Origin of the sequence: Sphingopyxis sp. L1A2A, assembly GCF_005502465.1 — a bacterium.
Classification (GTDB): Bacteria; Pseudomonadota; Alphaproteobacteria; order Sphingomonadales; family Sphingomonadaceae; genus Sphingopyxis.
The window spans coordinates 39,360-59,074 of sequence record NZ_SCOT01000018.1 but is presented as its reverse complement, the minus strand read 5'-3'; the positions used below and the strand labels follow the sequence as shown (position 1 = coordinate 59,074).

Annotated in this window: 18 protein-coding genes; 13 read left to right on the top strand and 5 right to left on the bottom strand. The window is 66.8% G+C overall.

All coding sequences use genetic code 11. From position 1 onward, the window contains the following. Positions 1 to 128: 128 nt before the first annotated feature. The 3 genes from FFS68_RS11650 to FFS68_RS11640 all read right to left on the bottom strand — a co-directional run bounded on the left by FFS68_RS11650 (position 129) and on the right by FFS68_RS11640 (position 3,379). Entirely contained in the window at positions 129 to 1,718 is a 1,590-nt protein-coding gene (locus FFS68_RS11650) for an MDR family MFS transporter (protein ID WP_137753365.1), read from the bottom strand. 117 nt (positions 1,719 to 1,835) lie between these two features. Then, positions 1,836 to 2,933, bottom strand: a complete 1,098-nt coding sequence (locus FFS68_RS11645) for an HlyD family secretion protein (RefSeq protein WP_137753364.1) — start codon at positions 2,931 to 2,933, stop codon at positions 1,836 to 1,838. Further along, a complete protein-coding gene (locus FFS68_RS11640) occupies positions 2,933 to 3,379 on the bottom strand; it encodes a MarR family transcriptional regulator (protein WP_137753363.1) in 447 nt (148 codons plus the stop codon). Before FFS68_RS11640 ends, FFS68_RS11645 begins: the two co-directional genes overlap by 1 nt. Positions 3,380 to 3,505: 126 nt before the next feature. Between FFS68_RS11640 and FFS68_RS11635 the strand changes: the two genes are divergently transcribed. The 4 genes from FFS68_RS11635 to FFS68_RS11620 all read left to right on the top strand — a co-directional run bounded on the left by FFS68_RS11635 (position 3,506) and on the right by FFS68_RS11620 (position 7,705). Beyond that, positions 3,506 to 4,153, top strand: a complete 648-nt coding sequence (locus FFS68_RS11635) for a 2-hydroxychromene-2-carboxylate isomerase (protein ID WP_137753362.1) — start codon at positions 3,506 to 3,508, stop codon at positions 4,151 to 4,153. A 42-nt stretch (positions 4,154 to 4,195) separates the two neighbouring features. After that, the gene (locus FFS68_RS11630) at positions 4,196 to 4,948 is read left to right on the top strand and encodes an alpha/beta hydrolase (protein WP_137753361.1); all 753 of its coding nucleotides are present in this window, start codon (positions 4,196 to 4,198) and stop codon (positions 4,946 to 4,948) included. Between the two features lie 76 nt (positions 4,949 to 5,024). After that, positions 5,025 to 6,872 (top strand): M2 family metallopeptidase, encoded by a 1,848-nt coding sequence (locus FFS68_RS11625; protein WP_137753360.1) that lies wholly within the window; start codon positions 5,025 to 5,027, stop codon positions 6,870 to 6,872. 59 nt (positions 6,873 to 6,931) lie between these two features. Next, positions 6,932 to 7,705, top strand: a complete 774-nt coding sequence (locus tag FFS68_RS11620) for an arylamine N-acetyltransferase (RefSeq protein ID WP_212742350.1) — start codon at positions 6,932 to 6,934, stop codon at positions 7,703 to 7,705. Here FFS68_RS11620 and FFS68_RS11615 read toward each other — a convergent pair. Continuing rightward, on the bottom strand, positions 7,684 to 8,028 hold the full coding sequence (locus tag FFS68_RS11615; RefSeq protein ID WP_137753359.1) for a helix-turn-helix domain-containing protein: 345 nt from the start codon (positions 8,026 to 8,028) through the stop codon (positions 7,684 to 7,686). The two genes, FFS68_RS11620 and FFS68_RS11615, sit on opposite strands and share 22 nt — an antisense overlap. Before the next feature lie 47 nt (positions 8,029 to 8,075). On the opposite strand from FFS68_RS11615, the gene FFS68_RS11610 reads away from it, so the two are divergent. Both FFS68_RS11610 and FFS68_RS11605 read left to right on the top strand, forming a co-directional pair. After that, the gene (locus tag FFS68_RS11610; RefSeq protein ID WP_137753358.1) at positions 8,076 to 8,558 is read left to right on the top strand and encodes an SRPBCC family protein; all 483 of its coding nucleotides are present in this window, start codon (positions 8,076 to 8,078) and stop codon (positions 8,556 to 8,558) included. Positions 8,559 to 8,664: 106 nt separating this feature from the next. Beyond that, entirely contained in the window at positions 8,665 to 9,486 is an 822-nt protein-coding gene (locus FFS68_RS11605; protein WP_137753357.1) for a hypothetical protein, read from the top strand. Between the two features lie 36 nt (positions 9,487 to 9,522). Here the strand turns inward: FFS68_RS11605 and FFS68_RS11600 are convergent, their stop codons facing one another. Beyond that, a complete protein-coding gene (locus FFS68_RS11600; RefSeq protein WP_137753370.1) occupies positions 9,523 to 11,073 on the bottom strand; it encodes an amidohydrolase family protein in 1,551 nt (516 codons plus the stop codon). A 275-nt stretch (positions 11,074 to 11,348) separates the two neighbouring features. Between FFS68_RS11600 and FFS68_RS11595 the strand changes: the two genes are divergently transcribed. From FFS68_RS11595 to dacB, 7 genes are all read left to right on the top strand, one after another. Then, on the top strand, positions 11,349 to 12,233 hold the full coding sequence (locus FFS68_RS11595) for a LysR family transcriptional regulator (protein WP_137753356.1): 885 nt from the start codon (positions 11,349 to 11,351) through the stop codon (positions 12,231 to 12,233). Between the two features lie 96 nt (positions 12,234 to 12,329). Further along, a complete protein-coding gene (gene dgcN, locus FFS68_RS11590) occupies positions 12,330 to 13,367 on the top strand; it encodes an N-acetyltransferase DgcN (protein ID WP_137753355.1) in 1,038 nt (345 codons plus the stop codon). 10 nt (positions 13,368 to 13,377) lie between these two features. Then, positions 13,378 to 14,370 (top strand): N-acetyl-D-Glu racemase DgcA, encoded by a 993-nt coding sequence (gene dgcA, locus FFS68_RS11585; RefSeq protein ID WP_137753354.1) that lies wholly within the window; start codon positions 13,378 to 13,380, stop codon positions 14,368 to 14,370. 22 nt (positions 14,371 to 14,392) lie between these two features. After that, a complete protein-coding gene (locus FFS68_RS11580; RefSeq protein WP_137753353.1) occupies positions 14,393 to 15,631 on the top strand; it encodes a dicarboxylate/amino acid:cation symporter in 1,239 nt (412 codons plus the stop codon). Then, on the top strand, positions 15,628 to 17,208 hold the full coding sequence (locus FFS68_RS11575) for a permease (protein ID WP_249340134.1): 1,581 nt from the start codon (positions 15,628 to 15,630) through the stop codon (positions 17,206 to 17,208). The genes FFS68_RS11580 and FFS68_RS11575 overlap by 4 nt, the downstream gene beginning before the upstream one ends. Then, positions 17,205 to 18,218, top strand: a complete 1,014-nt coding sequence (locus FFS68_RS11570; RefSeq protein ID WP_137753352.1) for a serine hydrolase — start codon at positions 17,205 to 17,207, stop codon at positions 18,216 to 18,218. The genes FFS68_RS11575 and FFS68_RS11570 overlap by 4 nt, the downstream gene beginning before the upstream one ends. Continuing rightward, a complete protein-coding gene (dacB, locus tag FFS68_RS11565) occupies positions 18,215 to 19,696 on the top strand; it encodes a D-alanyl-D-alanine carboxypeptidase/D-alanyl-D-alanine-endopeptidase (protein ID WP_137753351.1) in 1,482 nt (493 codons plus the stop codon). The genes FFS68_RS11570 and dacB overlap by 4 nt, the downstream gene beginning before the upstream one ends. Positions 19,697 to 19,715 lie beyond the last annotated feature (19 nt).

Genomic DNA, 19,715 nt, shown 5'->3' with positions numbered 1-19,715 from the left:
AGGGGTCGGGGGTGGGTGGCCGCCGAAGGCGGCGCTCTGCCTCGGCTCGCTAGCGCTCGCACCCACCCCTAACCCCTCCCTGAAAGGGAGGGGAACGTCTTAAATCCAACCCAAAGCCATCACTACCCCTAATGCCCCATATCCGCCGCCGTCGCGACCGGCCCACCCGGCTTCGGCGGCCGCAGCAACAGGACCAGCGGCACCGCCGCCAGTGTCACCCACATCATCACCCAGAAATCGTCGATATAGGCGACCATCGCCGCCTGCCGGTTGATCTCGGCATTGACCATCGCCAGCGCGGTGTCGCCCGCGATGCCGAAACGGTCGGCGGTTGACGGGTCGAGCAGGGTGACCGAGCTGTTGGTGACATGCGCCGCCAGATCCTCGTGGCTGGTCTGGATGTTCGACCCGAGCAGCGTGGTGACGATCGAGATGCCGATCGAGGCGCCCAGGCTGCGGAACAGATTGAGCAGGCTCGACCCGTCGGTGCGGAACTGCGGCTGGATTGTCGCGAACGCCATCGTGTTGAGCGGGATGAAGATCAGCCCCATGCCCAGCCCCTGCACCAGCCCGCTGATGATCACCGGCTCCATCCCCATCGCCAGCGACCAGTGGCTCATCTGCCACAGCGAGTAAGCGGCGATGGCCAGCCCGGCACCGACCATCCAGCGCGCGTCGATCTTGCCCAGCAATTGCCCCGCGACCCACATGCTCATCAGGATGCCGATCCCGCGCACCGCCAGCACCAGCCCGGTATCGATCACCGGCCAGCCGAACAGAGTCTGCAGCATCGGCGGCAGCAGCGCCATCGACGCAAACATCACCACCCCGACCACGACCATGAACCCCATCGCGGTGACCAGATTGCGGTCGGCCAGCATCGCGCGGCTGAACAGCGGCGCGCGCGCGGTGAACATATGCACCACGAACATCCACAGGCACGCGACCGCGACGCCGCATTCGATCCAGATTTCGATGCTGTCGAACCAGTCGGCATGCGCGCCGCGGTCGAGCATCAGCTGGAGCGCCGCAAGCCCCAGCGCGAGCATCGAGAAACCGAACAGGTCGAAACGCCGGTCGGTCCGGCGCGTCGCGGGCAACAGCGCCCACATCATCGCCAGCGTCAGCACCCCGAACGGCAGGTTGACGTAAAATACCCAGCGCCAGCTCGCCTGTTCGGTCAGCCAGCCGCCCAGCACCGGTCCCAAAATCGGCCCGATCATGATCCCCATGCCCCAGATCGACATCGCGCGCGCGTGGCGTTCGGGCGGGTTGATGTCGAGCATCACCGATTGCGACAACGGCGCGATGAACGCGGCGCAAACCCCCTGCAGGAAGCGGAAAGCGACCATCTGTTCGAGCGACTGCGCCGCGCCGCACGCCATCGACGCCAGGATGAAGCCAAAGATCGCGCCCAGAAACAGCTCGCGGCGGCCGATGCGGTCGGCCAGCCAGCCGGTGATCGGCATCGCGACCGCGCTCGCCAGGATGTAGCTGGTCAGCACCCAGGTCACCGTCTCGCTCGTCGCGCCCAGGGCCGATTGCATATGCGGGATGGCGACATTGGCGATCGTCGTGTCGAGGATCTGCATGATCGACGCGCCCATGACCGCGACGGTCAGCAGGCCGCGATGGCGGACGCGCGCGTGCAGCGGGACGCTGTCATCGGCGGGCAGCGCAGTGGCGGCAGGGCGGCCGGGGAGGGAGCGGGAGGCCATGATCAGTCGGAAAAAACTTCGTCATTCCCGCGAAAGCGGGAACCCAGTAGCGACGGCTGCTCGCTGGGTTCCCGCTTTCGCGGGAATGACGAAGGGAGGGGAAGATCGCGCATCGGGCTACTTCGTAAACACCCGCACGTCCGCCGACAGCCCGGCGATCATCTCGCGCGCCGGCTTTTCGTCGAACGCGATCCGCACCGGTACCCGCTGCGTCACCTTGACCCAGTTGCCCGTCGCATTCTGCGCCGGCAGCACCGAAAACTCGCTGCCCGTCCCCGCGCCGATGGTCAGCACATGGCCGCGCACTTTCAGCCCCGGATAGGCATCGAAGCTCACCTCGGCGCGCTGGCCGACGCGCATGTCGGCAAGGTCGGTTTCCTTGAAATTCGCCTCGACCCACGGATGCGCGGTATCGACCAAGGTGACCGCGGGCAGACCCGCGACCATCATCTGGCCGATCTGCAACCGGTCCGATTGCGCGACGCGCCCCGCGCTCGGCGCGCGGACGGTGGTGCGGGCGAGATTGACCTGCGCTTGCGACCGCTGGACGCGCGCCGCTTCGACCTGCGGGTTGACCCCGCTCGCCGGACCCGCGGCCAGCTTGGTGCGCGCCTCGATCGCCGCCGCCTCGGCCTGCCGCACCCGCTCGCGCGCCTGCGCGACCGCGTGGCGTGACGCATCATAGGCGGCTTTGGTGGTGAAACCCTTCTCCATCAGCGCCGCCTGCCGCGCGAAATTGACCTCGGCGAACGATACATCCTCGCGCGCCGCGGCAATGTCGACGGTCGAGGTGTTGGCGCTGGCCGACAGATTGCCGACCTCGACCTCGGCAGCGTCGATCGCCGCGGTCGCCTGCGCCACGCTCAGCGCATAGGCTTCGCCGTCGATGCGGAACAGCAATTGCCCCGCCGCCACCTGCTGGCCGTCGCGCACGGCGACTTCGGTGATCCGGCCACCCACTTCGGCGGCGACCGACACCTTGTCCATCTGGACATAGGCGTTGTCGGTCGACACCGACCCGCCGCTGGTCAGCCAGTACCAGCCGCCCGCCGCGATCAGGACCGCGGGCAGGCCGAACATCAGCAAGCGGGTGCGCCACTTCGGCGCGTCCTGCGCGTCCGCCGCAACCGTCGCGCTGGCGGGCGGCAGCGGATCGGCCTTGGGCGCTGCTTTTGCATCGTCGGACGCGGGGCGGGCGGGGGACAGCTGGTCCATCAGGCGGCGGCCCCTTCTTTCTGGCAGATACGGCGCGACAAATTGGCGCGGACGCGCTCGACCAGCGCGACCAGCTGGTCGCGTTCGGCGGCGCTCAGCCCCTCGGTCGCTTCGGCGGTCATCGCGTCGATGTCGGCGCGCATGGCGTTCAGCAGGTCGCCGGTGCGCGGGGTCAGATACAGCAGCCAGGCGCGGCGGTCGGTCGGGTCGGCGCGGCGTTCGACCAGATCGGCCTCGACCAGCCGGTCGATCATCCGCGACAGGGTGATCGGCTCGACCTCGATCAGCTCGGCCAGCGGCCCCTGCCTTATCCCCTCGTGACGGCGCAGATAGGTGATCAGCCGCCATTGCAGTGCGGTGATGCCGGTGTCGCGGGTGCGCGCGTTGAACGCGCGGCGGAACAGCCGCGCCGAATCGTTGAGCAGGAATCCGATCGTTTCACTCATGGCATGTAATATAATAGCAGATGCTACTATGTTCAACCGCCTGATCCTGTTGCCAACAATCTCGAATATGGTGTAAATTTTCTTTACACTGCTTGCGTTGACCGGCTTTTTGGGCAGGATAGAGCGATGACATTGACCGCCGACCTTTTCTGGTCCTTCCGCTCGCCGTACAGCTATCTGGCTATCGCCCGTTATCGCGCGCTCGCGGCCAGCCACGACCTGGCGATCAACCTCCGCCCCGTCTATCCGCTCGCGATCCGCCAGCCCGATTTTTTCGATCGCAACCACCCCAATTGGCTCAGCTACACGATGCGCGACATGATCCGCGTCGCGCAGTTCCACGGCATCCCGTTCGGCCCGCCGCGCCCCGATCCCATCGTGCAGGACATGATGACACGCGAGATCGCCGCCGAGCAGCCCTATATCTATCGCCTCACCCGGCTCGGTCAGGCGGCGTCGCGCCGCGGCAAGAGCCTGGCGTTCGCACACGAGACCGCGCAGCTGATCTGGGGCGGCGCGCGCGACTGGCATCTCGGCGATCATCTGGCGGGCGCGGCACAGCGCGCCGGACTCGATCTCGCCGAGCTCGACGCCGAGGCCGAAAAAGACGCCCAGACGCTCGACAATGAAATCGCGGCCAACCAAATCGCACTGGAGATGGCCGGCCATTGGGGGGTGCCGACGTTGGTGTTCGAGGGCGAGCCCTTCTTCGGGCAGGACCGGATCGAGATGGCGAAGTGGCGGATGGAGCAAAAGGGGCTGCGACCGCGCTGAACATCCTTGCCCAAGCGGTCGCCGCAGGGGCATAGCCGGGGCATGACGATCGAACCCCAATTTTTCGAGGCGCGCGACGGCGTGCGGCTGGCGTGGCGCGAAATCGGCGAGGGCCGGCCGCTGATCCTTCTCCACGGTCTGTTCTCGAGCGGCGAGGTCAACTGGATCAAGTTCGGCACCTCGGCGCGGATCGCTGCCGAGGGCTACCGCGTCATCATGCCCGACCTGCGCGTCCACGGATCAAGCGACGCGCCGCACGAGGAGGAATATTACCCGCCCGACGTGCTGGTGCGCGACCTTGAGGATCTGGTCGCGCATTTTGCGCTGACCGACTTCGATCTCGGCGGCTTTTCGCTCGGCGCGCGGACCAGCGTGCGCGCGGTTGTCGCGGGCATGAAGCCGCACCGGTTGATCCTCGGCGGCATGGGCCTCGCCGGGCTGGCCGGTTGGCAGCGGCGCGGGCAGTTCTTCAAGCGGGCGATCGCCGAGTATGAAACAGCGAAGCGCGGCGACGACACCTGGCTGTCGATCCAGTTCATGAAGACGATGAAGGTCGACCGCATCGCTGCGGGGCATTTGCTCGACAGCTTCACCGACACCCCGCCCGAGGCGCTCGCCGCGCTGACGATGCCGGTGCTCGTCGTGTGCGGCGAGCAGGATCAGGACAATGGCTCGGCGCCCGATCTCGTCGCGGCGCTCGCCGATGCCCGGCTCGCGACGATCCCCGGCACCCATATGTCGAGCGTGACCCAGCCCGAGCTGGGTGAGGCAATGGCGGCGTTCCTGACCGCTTGACCGCGCCGCCGACGCGGTCCAAGTTTCGATCATCGCGCCGCAGAGCGCCGTCCGATCATTCCAGAGGATCCACCCCATGAAAGTCATGATTTCAAGCCTTTCGCTTGCCCTGTCGCTCGCCGTCGCCGGCCCCGCCGTGGCGGCGGAGCAGAAGCCCGCGGCATCGACCGCAAAGGCGGCGAAGCCCACCGCCGCCGACGCCGACGCCTTTATCGCTGCTGCTGAAAAGGATCTGTTCGACTATACGGTCGAGGCAAGCCAGGTGAACTGGGTCAACAGCACCTATCTGACCGAAGACACCGATGCGATGGCGGCGCGGATCAACGCCGTCGGGACCGAAAAATCGGTCAAATATGCCCTCGAAGCCGCGAAATATAAGGATGTTGCGGGGCTCAGCGCCGACACCCGGCGCAAGCTCGATATCCTGCGCACCGGCCTCGTCCTGCCCGCGCCGACCAAGCCCGGCGCCGCGACCGAACTCAACCAGATCGCGACCGACCTGCAGTCGCAATATGGCAAGGGCCGCGGGACGCTCGGCGGCAAGGAAATTTCGGGCTCCGACATCGAGGAGCAGATGGGCAATATCGACCGGACGCCCGCCGAGCTCGCCGAAATGTGGACCAGCTGGCACGACAATGTCGGCGCGCCGATGAAGGATGATTATGCCCGCATGGTGGGCATCGCGAACGAAGGCGCCAAGGAGCTGGGTTTTGCCAACACCGGCGCGATGTGGCGGTCGGGCTATGACATGTCGCCCGAGGATTTCGCCAAGACGACCGAGCGCCTGTGGCAGGAAGTGAAGCCGCTCTACATGGCGCTCCACACCTATACGCGCTGGAAGCTGAACGAGAAATACGGCGATGCGGTGCAGCCCAAGACCGGCCCGATCCGCGCCGATCTGCTCGGCAATATGTGGGCGCAGGAATGGGGCAATATCTACCCGCTCGTCGCCCCTGCGGGGTCGGGCGACCTCGGCTATGATGTCGGCGAACTGCTGACCGCGCAGGGCAAATCGCCGCTCGACATGGTCAAGGCGGGCGAGAATTTCTACTCGTCGCTCGGCATGGCGGTGCTGCCCGAAACCTTCTGGAAACGGAGCATGTTCACCAAGCCCGCCGACCGCGAAGTCGTGTGCCACGCCTCGGCGTGGGATATCGACAACAAGGACGATATCCGCATCAAGATGTGCATCAAGGTGAATGCCGACGACTTCACCACCATCCACCACGAGCTGGGCCACAATTATTACCAGCGCGCCTATAACAAGCAGCCGTTCCTCTATCTGAACGGCGCCAACGACGGTTTCCACGAAGCGATCGGCGATTTCGTCGCGCTGTCGATCACCCCGCAATATCTGGTCGACATCGGCTTGCTCGACAAGGCGAAGGTGCCGAGCGCCGACAAGGACATCGGGCTGCTGCTGCGCCAGGCGATGGACAAGGTCGCCTTTCTGCCCTTCGGTCTGCTCGTCGATCGCTGGCGCTGGGGCGTCTTCGACGGCACGATCAAGCCCGCCGACTACAACACGGCATGGACCCAATTGCGCACCCAATATCAGGGCATCGTCCCGCCGGGCGCGCGGCCCGCCGGCGCGTTCGACGCGGGCGCGAAATATCACATCCCCGGCAACACCCCCTACACCCGCTATTTCCTCGCGCGCATCCTGCAGTTCCAGTTTTACGAGGCGGCGTGCAAGCAGGCAGGCTGGACCGGGCCGCTTCACCGCTGTTCCTTCTATGGCAACAAGGAGGTCGGCGCGAGGCTGAACGCGATGCTCGAAATGGGGGCGTCGAAACCATGGCCCGACGCGCTCGAAGCCTTCACCGGCAACCGCGAAATGTCGGGCAAGGCGATGGCCGATTATTTCGCGCCGCTGAAAACATGGCTCGACGCCCAGAATAAGGGCAAACCGCAAGGGTGGTGAGCCCAGCGTCCGCGCCGGCCGGTTTCGATCGGACACGCTATCTTTCCCGGATCGGTGCGGTGGCGCCGGTCCGGGCCGATCTGGCGGCGCTGGGCGTGCTGGTGCGCGCGCATCTGGACCGCGTTCCGTTTGAAAACCTCGATGTCCAACTCGGGCTCGTTCCGCCGGAGAGCGTCGATGCCATCTTCGACAAGGTGGTGAACCGGGAACGCGGCGGCTGGTGTTACGAGGTCAACACGCTGTTCGGCGTCCTGCTCGCCGATCTGGGTTATGCCGTCACTCGGTTGAGCGGCGATGTCCGGCGCGGCGGCGATGCCGCCGACCGACCGGGCAATCACCTCTGCCTGCGGGTCGATCTCGACCGGCCCTATCTGGTCGATGTCGGTTTCGGCGGGTCGATCACCGCGCCGGTCGCGATCGCGCCGGGGACGGGCGTCGACGGCCCCTATGCGATCCATCTGGCGCAGGTTGGTGGCGATCGCTGGACCTTCGACGAAATTGTCGGCGACGGCGCGCCCTTCGGCTTCGATTTCACCACCGGGGCAGCGGACGAGGGCGTCTTGGCTGCGATGCGATCGGCGCTCGCGCGCGAAGACTGGTCGCCGTTCGTCCAGAATCTGGTAGTCCAGCAGCGCCGCGGCGACACCCATTGGACGCTGCGCGGCCGGGTGCTCACCCAGCTGACACCCGCCGGGAAAACGACGCGCCTGCTGGAATCGGCCGATGAAATGGCGGGGGTCGGGCGCGAGATTTTCGCGATGGAGCTGCCCGAAGTTCAGCGGCTGTGGCGCCGCGCCGCCGATCGCCACGCTCAGCTGTTCGGTACGGGCTGACGCGTTTCGACCGACTGTTTTAATCGAGCGAGCTTGGCGCTCGCGGCGGCAGCGTGCGGGCCGATCCAGCGGTCGTGGATGTCCTGGATCGGCATCGCGTTGAGGTGGTTCCAGCGGGTGCGGCCGCGGCGTTCGGCGATGATCAGCCCGGCGTCCTCCAGCACTTTGAGATGTTGCATGATGGTGCAGCGATCGAGATGCACAAAGTTGCCGCACAGCGTGCCCGTGGTCAGCGGCTGATCGCGAAGATTGTCGAGGATTTGGCGGCGGATGTGTGACGCCAGCGCCTTGAAAATCTTGTCATATTCGTCGTGGATTGACATGTTATAAATATATAACATAATGGCCGAGAAGCAAGCGGAGAGTGTCGATGGAATTGAAATTTCGAGTCGCGGCACGGATCGCGAAGCCGGTGCATGAGGTGTTCGAGGCGGTCGCAGACCCCGCGAAACTGTCGAACTATTTCACCACGGGCGGCGCAAAGGGGCGGCTCGAGAACGGCGCGACGGTGACATGGGACTTCCACGATTTTCCGGGTGCGTTTCCGGTCTATGTCATCGAGGTTATGGCGGACGAGAAGATCGTGCTCGAATGGCAGGCGAGCGAAGGCGAGGCGCACAATGTCGAAGGCAGTGAGCCCAAGGATGCGGACTATCGCACGCGCGTGACGATGAGTTTCAAGGGCCTCGACGACGGCCGGACGCTGGTCGAGATCGCCGAAGAGGGCTGGCGCGAGAATCAGGGCGCGCTCGGCGCGAGCTATGGCAATTGCCAGGGCTGGTCGCAGATGCTGTGCGCGCTGAAAGTCTGGATCGAGCACGGCATCCATTTGCGCACCGACATGTATCGCTGAACCGTGCCGGCATTTGCTGGCGAGATACCCGGTACATTTTTGCGGTGGCATCGGCGCGCCGGGGTAGCGATGATATTTGCCTTTGATGCAAGGAAGGGCAAATCGAGTGAAGCGTGTCATTCTGGCGGCCGCTGGCCTGTTTCTGGGTGCCGGGACGGCGCAAGCCGCAACCTGCGAAGAGAGTTTCGTCAAAAAGGGCAATCCGGTCACCGGGCTGCGCTTCGTTGCGACCACGACCGTGCCCAACATGAGCATGGCGAGCGCGGTCGGGCAGCTCAACGGCATCGTCGCCGCCAAAGGCTATGCGATCCTCGCCGCCGAGCCCGCGGGCGGCGCGATGCTGATCGAACCACCCGCGACCGGCAAGTCACGGCCCTTCCCGATCGAGATCGCTGCCGACGCCGCGGGCACCGTTCGCATGGAAGCCAAGCTGCGCGGGGGAATGGCGATCCCCGACGCGGCGGCCAAGGCTGAAATGTGCGGCATCCTGGCGCAGCTGAAGGGCGGCAAGGCGGGAGAGGCGCTCGCCGCCAAGGGGCTGGGTGCGACCAGCGCGCCCGGCGCCCCTGTCCGCATGAGCGTCCTGCGCTTTTCGCAGGACATCACCGGGCAGGCCGACAAGAACAACGCTGCCGCACAGTTGCGCTACCAGAACCGGGCGTTCACCCTCTACGGACCCGTCGCCTATATCGGCCCGGTCGGCGACACGTACCGCGTCGAATGGAAACTGCTGTCCAATGTGCTGACCGACATCGTTCCCGGGCGCGCGTCGGCGGGCTTCAACGTCAACTGCTTGCTGGCCAAAGGGCAGGGCGTTTACGCGTTACAGCTCAAACCCGGCAAACATGTCGAGCTGACCGGCACCTTCGACCGGCTCGACTATGGCATGTCGCTGGTGTGGCTGAAGGATTGCCGCCCGGTCAAATAGGGCGGCCGGTCGGGGCGATGGGGCGCCGGTCGCGGGTCACGGCCCGGCACAGCCCGGCGGACGCGGTCGCAGCAGCGCCCGTCCCGCCGCGACCCCCGTTGCGCGGCCGTCATCAAGCGCCAGCGCGCCGTTGACGAACAGCTGCCGCACCCCGACGCTCAACTCGCGCGGCCGCACATAGTCGGCGCGCGGCGCATAGGCGGCCGGATCGAATACGAGAACGTCGGCAAAATAGCCCGGACGCAGGTAACCGCGCCGGTCGAGCTTGTAGATATCGGCGGTGCGCCCGGTCGACTGGCGGATGAAGGTCGGCAGGCCGATGACCTTGCGGTCGCGGACATAGCGCGCATATTTTTCGGGAAAGGTCGCGAACATGCGGGGGTGGCCGTCCGATCCGTCGGACGCCGTCACCATCCACGGTTGCTGCATCAGCAGGTCGACGTCGGCCTGCGCCATGTTGAACGACGCGACCGCGGTGCCGCCGACCTTCGCGCCCGGCGCCGCGATACCCTGCCGAATGATCCGCAGCGCCGCATCGCGGCTGTCGAGCTTCCATTCGTCCGCTACTGCCGCGAGTGTCTTGCCGCTCCAGGGAAAGCCCTCGGCGATCAACAGCAACGCGCCCGGCCCGCCGCGTCGCCGCAGATTGTCCTGCATCTCGGCGCGAATCCGCGCCAGCGTGGCGGGATCGTCCAGCCGCTTCAGCAACGCCGCGCCGCCGCCATCGACCGCCCAGCGCGGCAACAGCGACGCGTCGAGGCTCGATCCCGATGCCAGCCACGGATATTGGTCGGCGGTCACATCCACCCCCGCCCGGCGCGCCGCATCGATCGCGGCGATCACCGCGCCGGCCTGGCCGTGGACATCGACCCCCAGCGCTTTCAGATGCGCGAAATGCACCGGCATCCCGGCGCGCCGCCCGATCGCTATCGCCTCGTCCACCGACCCGAGCAGGCCGATGCTGTAGCTGGATTCGTCGCGCTGGTGGGTGTCGTAAAGCCCGCCGCGGATCGCCGCCTCGCGCGCCACCGCCACGACCTCGTCGGTGGTGGCGAAACTTTGCGGCGCATAGAACAGCCCGGTGGACAGCCCCACCGCGCCTTCGCACATGCCTTTGGCGACCAGCGCCTGCATCGCGCCCAGCTCCGCCGCGCTCGGCGCGCGCGCATCCTGACCCAGCACCCGCTGCCGCACCGGGCCGAACCCGACGAACGGCACGATATTGGTGCCGATCCCCGACCCCGCCAGTTTGCCGCTATCAGCGGCGACATCGGGGGTGCCATAGCCGTCGACCCCGATCATCACCGTAGTCACCCCCTGGTGCAGCCAAGCGGCGTTGACACGCACCACCGCGTCAGGCGAGCGGAGGAAACTGTCGGCGTGGGTGTGTGGGTCGATGAAGCCCGGCGCGACAATCATCCCCTTTGCGTCGATGATGCGCGCCGCTGTATAACGCCCCGGGCGACCGACAGCGACGATCCGGTCGCCGCGGATCGCGACATCGCCAATGACCGGCTTGCCGGTACTGCCGTCATGGATCGTCCCGCCGCGGATGATGACATCGACCGCCTCGTCCGCGCGCGCCATGGCTCCGGCCACGCTGAGCAGCGCCGCCGCCGCCGCCAGCGCGCCGATGGTCCGGCGAACCGGGAACGAGACAGTCGATGGCATCGGCATGATCCTTGATTGCGACCCATGGCGAACAGCACAAAGCGCCCGCCCGTCGGTTTCCGGCGCCAAGGATGTCCCGAACAGGCGCCCCGCGTCCAGAGGGGGGAGTTGCAGCCCCTATAACCCAATGGCATAAGGCCACGCGATGGGCCATTCGCAGCCCGATACCCGCAGCCTGGGACAAGTACGACATGAATCTGCGCCAGATCGAGATCTTTCACGCGGTCTTCCTGCACGGCACGGTCAGTGCCGCGGCGCGCTCGCTCAACGTGTCGCAGCCGTCGGTGACCAAGGTGCTGCGCCACGCCGAACGCTCGATCGGGCTGACCCTGTTCGAACGCTCGAAGGGACGGCTGATCCCGACGCAGGACGCGCACACGCTGTTCGCCGAGGTTTCGGATATTCAGGACCGGGTGCGTTCGCTGCGCCAGGCGTGCCAGAATCTGCGTCATGGGCGCGGGGGGCTGCTGCGCATTTCGGCGCTGCCCTCGCTCGGCCTCGGCGCCATCCCCGAAGCGGTCGCGCGCTTTCTGGGCGAGCATGAGGATATCATGTTCGACCTGCAGACGCTGCATCATGACGAAATGGTCCGCAAACTCTATGAACGCGAAACCGATATCGCGATCAGTTTTGAAGTGCCGCTGTCGGCTCCCGTCGCGCATCAGGTGATCGGCGAGGGCGAGCTGGTGGTGATCTACCGCGAACAGGATATGCCCGCCGCGCCGCCGCGCCTGCATCTCGACGAGCTGCGCGGGCAAAAGTTCATCAGCCCGGTCCAGGGCGGCCCGATCGGCCGAATGCTGTCGAGCGAGCTCAGCCGGCTGGAGGTCGAGCTTGACGAAGTGGTGTCGGCGCGCACCTATTATGTCGCCGCGGCGCTGGTGAGCGCCGGGGTCGGCATGGCGATTGTCGACAATTTCACCGCCCACGCCGCGCTGTCTCCCGGACTGGCGAGTCGGCCGCTACAGCCTGCGATCACCTTCGACATCAATGCGGTCTATCTGCAGAACCGCCCGCCATCGCGAACCGCGTCGGCGTTCCTCGCCGAACTCTCGACGGTGATCGAAGGATTATAGCATCAGGCTATAGCATATGAGGCGCAGGATATTGGGGCATTGCGACAGGTAGAGGTAGAGTTGGCCCCTTCATCGTACCGCAGGTTGCCCCGAGCCATGATCGAAACGCCTTATCTTCTCTACCTCGGCCATTCGACCGACCCCGCCGACATCAAGACCTCGCGCGGGCTCGCGGTGTTCCGGCCCGACATCTGCATCGGCGAATATCGCCACGACGATTGCCCGCTGACCCTGCACCTGCCGCGCATGGATTTTGCCGCGGCCTATAAGGCGGGCGCCCGCACCCTGGTGCTGGGCATCGCCAATGCCGGCGGCAAGCTGGGCGAGGATCTGGTGCTCGACGCGCTGGCCGCGATGGAGGCCGGGCTCGACGTCGCGTCGGGGCTGCACCACCGGCTGAACGCCGAACCGCGGCTGATTGCCGTAGCGGCGCGGCTGGGGCGCAAGCTTCACGACGTGCGCGACCCCCGCCCCGACATCCCGATCGGCAACGGCAAACCGCGCGCGGGCAAGCGGTTGCTGACCGTCGGCACCGATTGTTCGGTCGGCAAGATGTACACGACGCTCTGCCTCGCCAGCGCGCTCGCCAAGCGCGGGATCGCCGCCGATTTCCGCGCCACCGGCCAGACCGGCATCCTGATCGCGGGCGACGGCGTGCCGCTCGATGCGGTGGTCGCCGATTTCATTTCGGGCGCGATCGAACAGATTTCGCCGGCGCGCAGCGACGATGGCTGGGATCTGATCGAGGGACAGGGCTCGCTCTATCACCCCTCGTTCGCCGGGGTGTCGACGGGGCTGCTGCACGGCGCGCAGCCGGACGCGCTGGTCCTGTGCCACGATCCGGTGCGCCCGCATATGCGCGGCCTGCCGCACTATCCGCTGCCCGGCATATCCGAAACGCTGGAGGCCAATCTGCGCGTGGCGCGACTGACCAACGCCGAGGTGCGCGTCGTCGGCATCGCGCTCAACACCTCGGCGATGGCGGAGGATGACGCGCGCGCGCTGTGCACCGCGACCGAGGCCGAATTCGGCCTGCCGACCAGCGATCCTTATCGTTTCGGGGTCGAGGCCATCCTCGACCGGCTGCTCGGCGCCGCTGCCCATTCGCCCGCCGCCGCCGCCGCAACAGCCTGACCGACCGGCGATGCCCCGCACCCTGACCGTCTTTGCCGAGACGTTTCCGCTGCATACGCCCTTTCGCATCTCGCGCGGGGTCAAGACCGCGGCCGAGGTTGTGACCGTCACCATCGGTCAGGACGGGATGACCGGCCGCGGCGAGGGCGTCCCCTATCCGCGCTATGGCGAGAGCATCGCCAGCGCGATCGCCGCCATCGAGGCGATGCGCGGCGCACTCGAACAGGGGCTGGGCCGGCAGGACCTGCTCGCGCGGATGCCCACCAGTGCCGCGCGCAACGCGATCGATTGCGCGCTCTGGGATCTCGAACTGCAACTGGCGGGTCGTGATCTGGCGACGGCGCTCGATCTCGACCGCCCGCTGCGCCCGATCGTCACCGCAATGACGATCAGCCTCGATACCCCTGAAAATATGGCGCGCGCCGCCGCCGCGCTTGCCGACGCGCCGCTGCTCAAGGTCAAGGTTGACCGCAACGACCCTGCCGCCTTGCTCGACGCGGTGCGGGCCGCGGCCCCCAAACCGAAAATGATCGTCGATCCGAACGAAAGCTGGACGATCGACGAGGTGCGCGGCCTGCAGGGGCTGATGACCGATCTGCGCATCGACCTGCTCGAACAGCCGCTGCCCGCCGATGCCGACCGCGACCTCGCCGGTTTCCATTCGGCGATCCCGATCGCCGCCGATGAATCGGTGCATGTCGCCGCCGATCTGGACACGCTGCCCGGCGGCTATGGCGTGGTGAATATCAAGCTCGACAAGACCGGCGGGCTGACCGGGGCGCTCGAGCTGGCGGCCACGGCGCGGGCGCGCGGGTTGGGGGTGATGACGGGCTGCATGATCTGTTCGTCGCTGTCGATCGCCCCCGCTTGGGCGATTGCGGCGAACAGTGCTTTCGCCGACCTTGACGGACCGCTCTGGCTTGCCGAGGATCGCGCCGACGGGGTCAGCGGCGCAATGGGCGTGCTGTCGCCGCCGCAGCCCGGCTTTTGGGGCGGGATTTGACACGATCGGGGCAACAGGGCCGATGACAGGATTTTTTCGCCGCTGGTTCGCGGTGCCGCTGTGGCAACGGGTCTTGGGTGCCATGGTGATCGGCGTCGCGCTGGGCCTCGCCTGGCCCGCAGCGGCATCGGCGCTGACGATTATCGGCGAATTGTTCGTCCGCCTGATCCGGATGCTCGTCGTCCCGATCGTGTTCATCAGCATCGCGTCGGGGGTCACCGCGCTCGCCGACCCGCGCAAGCTCGGCTCGGTCGGCGCGCGCACGATCGGCCTGTTCGCCTTCACGACCTTTTGCGCGGTGTCGATCGGCATCGCCGTCGGCCTGCTGATCCAGCCGGGCGCCGGCGCCGCGCTGGGCAGCGCCGTCCCGCATGCGCTGGGCGAAGCGAAATCGCTGCATGATCAGCTGGTCGGCATTATTCCCGTCAATATCGTTCAGGCGCTGGTCGATGGCGACATGCTGGCGATCATCTTCTTTTCGATGCTGTTCGGCTTTGGCGTCATCCTGGCGGGCGAACAGGGGCGCCCGATGGCGAACCTGCTGCAATCGGCGGGGCAGGTGCTGTTCCACCTGGTGCGGATCGTCATGGAATTGACCCCCTTTGGCGTGCTCGCGCTGATCGCCAAGGCGGTCGCCGACAATGGCGTCGCGGTGTTCGCCAACATCGGCTGGCTGGCGGTCGCGGTCGCCGCGGGGGTGATCCTCCAGATCCTGCTCGTCCATCTGCCGCTGATCGCCTTTGCCGCGCGCCAGCCGGTGCTGCACTTTTACCGCACGATCGTCGACGCGCTCGCGGTCGCCTTTTCGACCGCATCGTCGGCGGCGACGCTGCCCGTCGCGCTGCGCATCGCGCTTGATGATTTGCGGATCACCCCCGGGGTTGCCAAGACCGTGCTGCCGATCGGCGCGAGCATCGGCAAGGACGGCACCGCTATGTACGTCGGGCTGCTCAGCATTTTCAGCCTGCAGGCGATCGGCGTCAGCCCGGATTTGTCGATGCTCGCGATCATCCTGTTGACCGGTGCGCTCGCCGCGTTCGGCACCGCACCGATCCCGTCGGCGTCGCTGTTCATGCTCGCGGCGGTGCTGTCGTCGGTCGGCATCACCCCGGAGCAGACCGCGCTTGTCGTTGGCTTCATCCTGCCTTTCGACCGCCTGCTCGACATGACGCGCACCGTGGCAAGCGCCAGTGCCAATCTGACCGTCACGACGGTCGTCGCGCGCTGGGAAAAGGCGATTGAGCCGGAGGCTGGCAAATGACCGCAACGGCATTAAATGCCGAGGCTCCGGCGGCAGCATTTGCGAGCGATAGCGACGCCAGGTCGGGGCAGCGACGCGTCCGCGCCCTGTATCTGCTGCTCGGCTTTTCCGCCGGCCTGCCCTTTTACATGTTCTCGACCGTGCTGGCGGTGCGGCTGACCGATCATGGTGTCGCGCTGGCGATCATCGGCTTTTTCGCCTGGGTCCAATTGTTGCCGACCTTCAAATTCCTGTGGGCACCATTGCTCGACCGCTATGCGGTGCCGGGCTTTACGCGCTTCTGGGGAAAAAGGCGCGGTTGGGTCATGTTGTCGCAGCTCGGCATCGTGACCGCGATGTTGGCGATGGCGTTCACGTCGGCCGACGATAGCCTGGCGTTGACCGCATTGTTTGCCGTGCTGCTCGCTTTCTGGACCACGACGCTGGAGGTCGCCGCCGACGCGTGGCGGGTCGAGCTTGGACCGACGCCTGCGTTGCAGGGTCCGCTCGCGGCCGCGAATCTGTGGGGGTATCGCACTGCGATGGTTGCGGCGGGCAGCGGGGCACTGTTGTTCGCGGATGTCAGCGGCAGCCTGGCGCCGACCCTGCATTCCCTGGGCATCATGCCCGGCTGGACCGCCGCCTATTTGTTGATCGCGGTGGCCGCCTTTGTCCCCCTGCCGATCCTCGCGGCGCTCCCGCCCGAACGGCGCGGCGACCGTGGTCGCTCAGCCGCGCTGGCGGGCGGATTGATCGCGAGCGCGGTGACCCTGCTCGCGCTTGCCGCTTTGGTCGCGGCGGTCGGCTGGTTCTTGCTCGGCGCAGCCGCAAATATCGGCATCAGCGCCAAGACGAATGTCACGCCGTGGGTGCTCGGCATTGCGATGCTGCCCTTTCTCGCGATGGCCGCGATGCTGCCGCGCATCCGCGACGCCGCGCCCGATTCTCGGCTGCGCGCTTCGGCGGCGCTCGGCCCCTATGTGGATTTCTTCTGGCGCTACGGCGGTCTCGCCATCGCGTTGATGGCATTTGTGTCCATCTATCGCATGGGCGACGTGCTGGCGCTCAATCTGTCCAAGCCGATGATCCTTGGGATCGGCTATACCAAGACCGAGATCGGCTGGGCCGACGGCGTGGTGGCCTTGGCCGCCAGTATCGTCGGCGTGGGCTTGGGCGGATGGATGACGACCCGCTGGCGTTTCGGCATCACCTTGACGATCGGGGCGCTATTTGCGGCGTTCGGCAATTTCGGCTTCGTCTGGCTCGCGCATCAGCCGCACGACCAGACCCTGCTTTATATCGCGACCGCCGCCGATCAGTTCGGCAATGGCATGGCCGGCGCCATCTTTGTCGTTTACCTGTCGATGCTGGTGAACCCGCGCTATCCGGGGGCGCAATATGCCTTTCTGTCGGGCTTCGCCTTCCTGTTGCCGCGATTATTGTCGGGGGCGGGCGGCACGGTGGTCGGGCGGCTCGACGCGGCGGGATATAATGGCTTCGATCTGTTCTTTTTGGCCTCGGGCGTGATCAGCCTGGCGGCGATATTGTTCCTGCCGCTGATCGGGCGGGCGAAGGCCCGGGCGGACGATCGGCCATGATCGACGCCGCCTTTCAGCCGGTGGCGGCAGCGGTCGAGGCCGGGCGGATTCCCGGCGCCGCGCTGGGTATTGTTTCGATCGATGGCCAGAGCGCGGTGCGCTTCGCCGGCATGGCGGCGCTTGTCCCCGAACGCGAAGAGCTGACCCGGACCCACTGGTTCGACCTCGCTTCGCTCAGTAAGGTGATCGCGACCACCCCGATGATCCTGAAACTCGCCGAAGAAGGCCGCCTCGACCTCGACCGGCCGCTGACCGACGCGATCCCGGACCTCCGCCAATATGACGTCGCGAACGCCGCCGAGCGCCGCCTGACCTTCCGCGACTGCCTGATGCACCGCACCTTCCTGCCCGCGGTCGAGCCGATCTATACCTATGGCGACGACCCCGCGCGGCTGCGCGCCTTTGTCCTGCAACGCGAATGGCGCCACGGCCCGCCGGTCTATTCGGACATCAATTTCATCCTGCTCGGCATCGCGATCGAGCGTCTGACCGGCGCGCCGCTGTCGGCCTGGCCGCTCGGCGACGGGCTCAGCTTTGGTCCGCCCCCCGGCCCCGCGGTCGCCACCGAAGACTGCCGCTGGCGCGGGCGTGTGATGCAAGGCGAGGTCCACGACGAAAATGCCTTCGCGCTCGGCGGCGCGCCGGGGCACGCCGGGCTGTTTGGCACCATCGACGGCGTGCTCGGCTTTGCCCGCGCGATGCTGGACGGCGCGCTGCTGTCGCCCGCGATGCTGGCCGAGGTCCGCAGCGCCGACGAACGCCACCGCACCTGCGGCTGGGAACGCGCCTTCGCCGGCTGGCATGGCGGGGACGCCTGCTCAGCCGACACCATCGGCCACACCGGCTTCACCGGCACCGGCCTCTGGATCGATTTCGAGCGCGGCCTTGGCTGGGCGCTGCTGACCAACCGGGTCCATCCGACCCGCCACGCCGACAGCGGCATCGCGGCGCTCCGCCCCGCCGTCGGCGAAGCACTGATCAAGGCGTGGGACGCACGGGAGATACCATGAAAACTTCGCTCAAATCGCTTGCACCCGTCCTTGCCTTGGCGCTGCTGATCGCCCCGGCCCATGCCCGCGCGCCGACCGATCCCATGCCCGTCCCGCTGCTGACCACCGTCGAGCAGAAACTGGCCGAGGGGCCGGCGGGGTCGCGCTTCGGCCTGCTCGTCACCACGCTCGAAGGCGAAATCCTGCTGTCGATCGCGCCCGATCAGCGCTTCATCCCCGCCTCGAACACCAAGATGTTCACCACCGCGATCGGCTATGCCCAGCTGCCGTTGCTCCAGCAGGCGGCCAAAGGCACCGGCGTCCGCCTCGAAACAGGTGCCGACGGCACGATCGACGTCATCCTCCACGGCCGCGGCGATCCGTTCCTGTCGAGCGCCGCCGACTGCAAGGCCAATTGCCTGCAGACCCTCGCCGACGCGGTGGCCGCCCGGACTCGCCAGGTCCGCAGCATTATCGGCGACGACCGCTGGTTCCCCGACGAGCGCTGGAGCCCGGGGATGAGCTGGAACAATATCGTCTCGCGCTATGGCACCGGCAATTCGGCGCTGACGCTCGACGATAATGAGCTGGTGGTGAAACTGGCGCCGGGCGCGGTCGGCGCCGCGCCGACGATCCAGACCTCCGGCTACTACAGCATCGAAAATCGGGTCACGACGGTCGCGGGCAAGGAAGAGGCGATCGAGGCCGATCGCATGCCCAACAGCCGCGTCCTGCGCCTGACCGGGACGGTCGGCGCCGAAGCCGCGCCGCTGACCTTGCGTTATGGCATCGATGATCCGGCGCATTATGCGGCGTGGCGCCTCGCCGAACTGCTCCGCGCGCGCGGGGTGCGCGTCGATGGCGCGGTCGAGGTCCGCCACCGGCCGCTGACTGCCACCGACGATCCAAAGGTCCGCAAGGGCGCGCCGGTCAGCCTGCCCGCCGAACCCGCGATGCTCGCCGAACTGCCCGCGCCGCCGCTCGCCGAAAATATGGTGCGGATCAACAAGGAGAGCCAGAATCTGCACAGCGAACTGATGCTGCGCCGCGTCGCGCGCCAATCTGGCAGCGGCTCGATCGCCGACGGGCAGGCGGCGGTTCGGCAGCTCATGACACAGGCGGGCGTGGCCGAGGCCAGCTACGACTTTTCGGATGGGTCGGGTATGTCAAGCTACAACCGCATCTCGCCGCGCGCTGCGGTCGGCTTGCTCAGCTGGATCGCCCGCCAGCCGTGGAGCATAGCGTGGCGCGAAACGCTGCCGATCGCCGGGCGCGACGGCACTCTGCAGAACCGCTTCAAAGGCACGATTCTCGCAGGAAAATTATTTGCCAAGACCGGATCGCTCAACGCCTCGCGGGCGCTGTCGGGGTATCTGACGACGCGTAGCGGGCGGACGCTGATCTTTTCGGTGCTGGCCAACGACATGCCCGACGGCACCGACAGCCAGGCCACCGCCGCGGTCGACCGCGCGCTGGTGGCGATTGCTGAGGCGCTTTAGAGAGTTAGCGCGACCCCAA

Bases quoted from the DNA above. Each gene is read 5' to 3' on its own strand.
- FFS68_RS11615 (WP_137753359.1), bottom strand. From the start codon at position 8,028: ATGTCAATCCACGACGAATATGACAAGATTTTCAAGGCGCTGGCGTCA.
- FFS68_RS11600 (WP_137753370.1), bottom strand. From the start codon at position 11,073: ATGGCGCGCGCGGACGAGGCGGTCGATGTCATCATCCGCGGCGGGACG.
- dgcN (WP_137753355.1), top strand. From the start codon at position 12,330: ATGATCGAAACGCCTTATCTTCTCTACCTCGGCCATTCGACCGACCCC.
- FFS68_RS11580 (WP_137753353.1), top strand. From the start codon at position 14,393: ATGACAGGATTTTTTCGCCGCTGGTTCGCGGTGCCGCTGTGGCAACGG.
- FFS68_RS11610 (WP_137753358.1), top strand. From the start codon at position 8,076: ATGGAATTGAAATTTCGAGTCGCGGCACGGATCGCGAAGCCGGTGCAT.
- FFS68_RS11595 (WP_137753356.1), top strand. From the start codon at position 11,349: ATGAATCTGCGCCAGATCGAGATCTTTCACGCGGTCTTCCTGCACGGC.
- FFS68_RS11645 (WP_137753364.1), bottom strand. From the start codon at position 2,933: ATGGACCAGCTGTCCCCCGCCCGCCCCGCGTCCGACGATGCAAAAGCA.
- FFS68_RS11640 (WP_137753363.1), bottom strand. From the start codon at position 3,379: ATGAGTGAAACGATCGGATTCCTGCTCAACGATTCGGCGCGGCTGTTC.
- FFS68_RS11575 (WP_249340134.1), top strand. From the start codon at position 15,628: ATGACCGCAACGGCATTAAATGCCGAGGCTCCGGCGGCAGCATTTGCG.
- FFS68_RS11650 (WP_137753365.1), bottom strand. From the start codon at position 1,718: ATGGCCTCCCGCTCCCTCCCCGGCCGCCCTGCCGCCACTGCGCTGCCC.
- FFS68_RS11625 (WP_137753360.1), top strand. From the start codon at position 5,025: ATGAAAGTCATGATTTCAAGCCTTTCGCTTGCCCTGTCGCTCGCCGTC.
- FFS68_RS11570 (WP_137753352.1), top strand. From the start codon at position 17,205: ATGATCGACGCCGCCTTTCAGCCGGTGGCGGCAGCGGTCGAGGCCGGG.
- dacB (WP_137753351.1), top strand. From the start codon at position 18,215: ATGAAAACTTCGCTCAAATCGCTTGCACCCGTCCTTGCCTTGGCGCTG.
- FFS68_RS11635 (WP_137753362.1), top strand. From the start codon at position 3,506: ATGACATTGACCGCCGACCTTTTCTGGTCCTTCCGCTCGCCGTACAGC.
- dgcA (WP_137753354.1), top strand. From the start codon at position 13,378: ATGCCCCGCACCCTGACCGTCTTTGCCGAGACGTTTCCGCTGCATACG.
- FFS68_RS11630 (WP_137753361.1), top strand. From the start codon at position 4,196: ATGACGATCGAACCCCAATTTTTCGAGGCGCGCGACGGCGTGCGGCTG.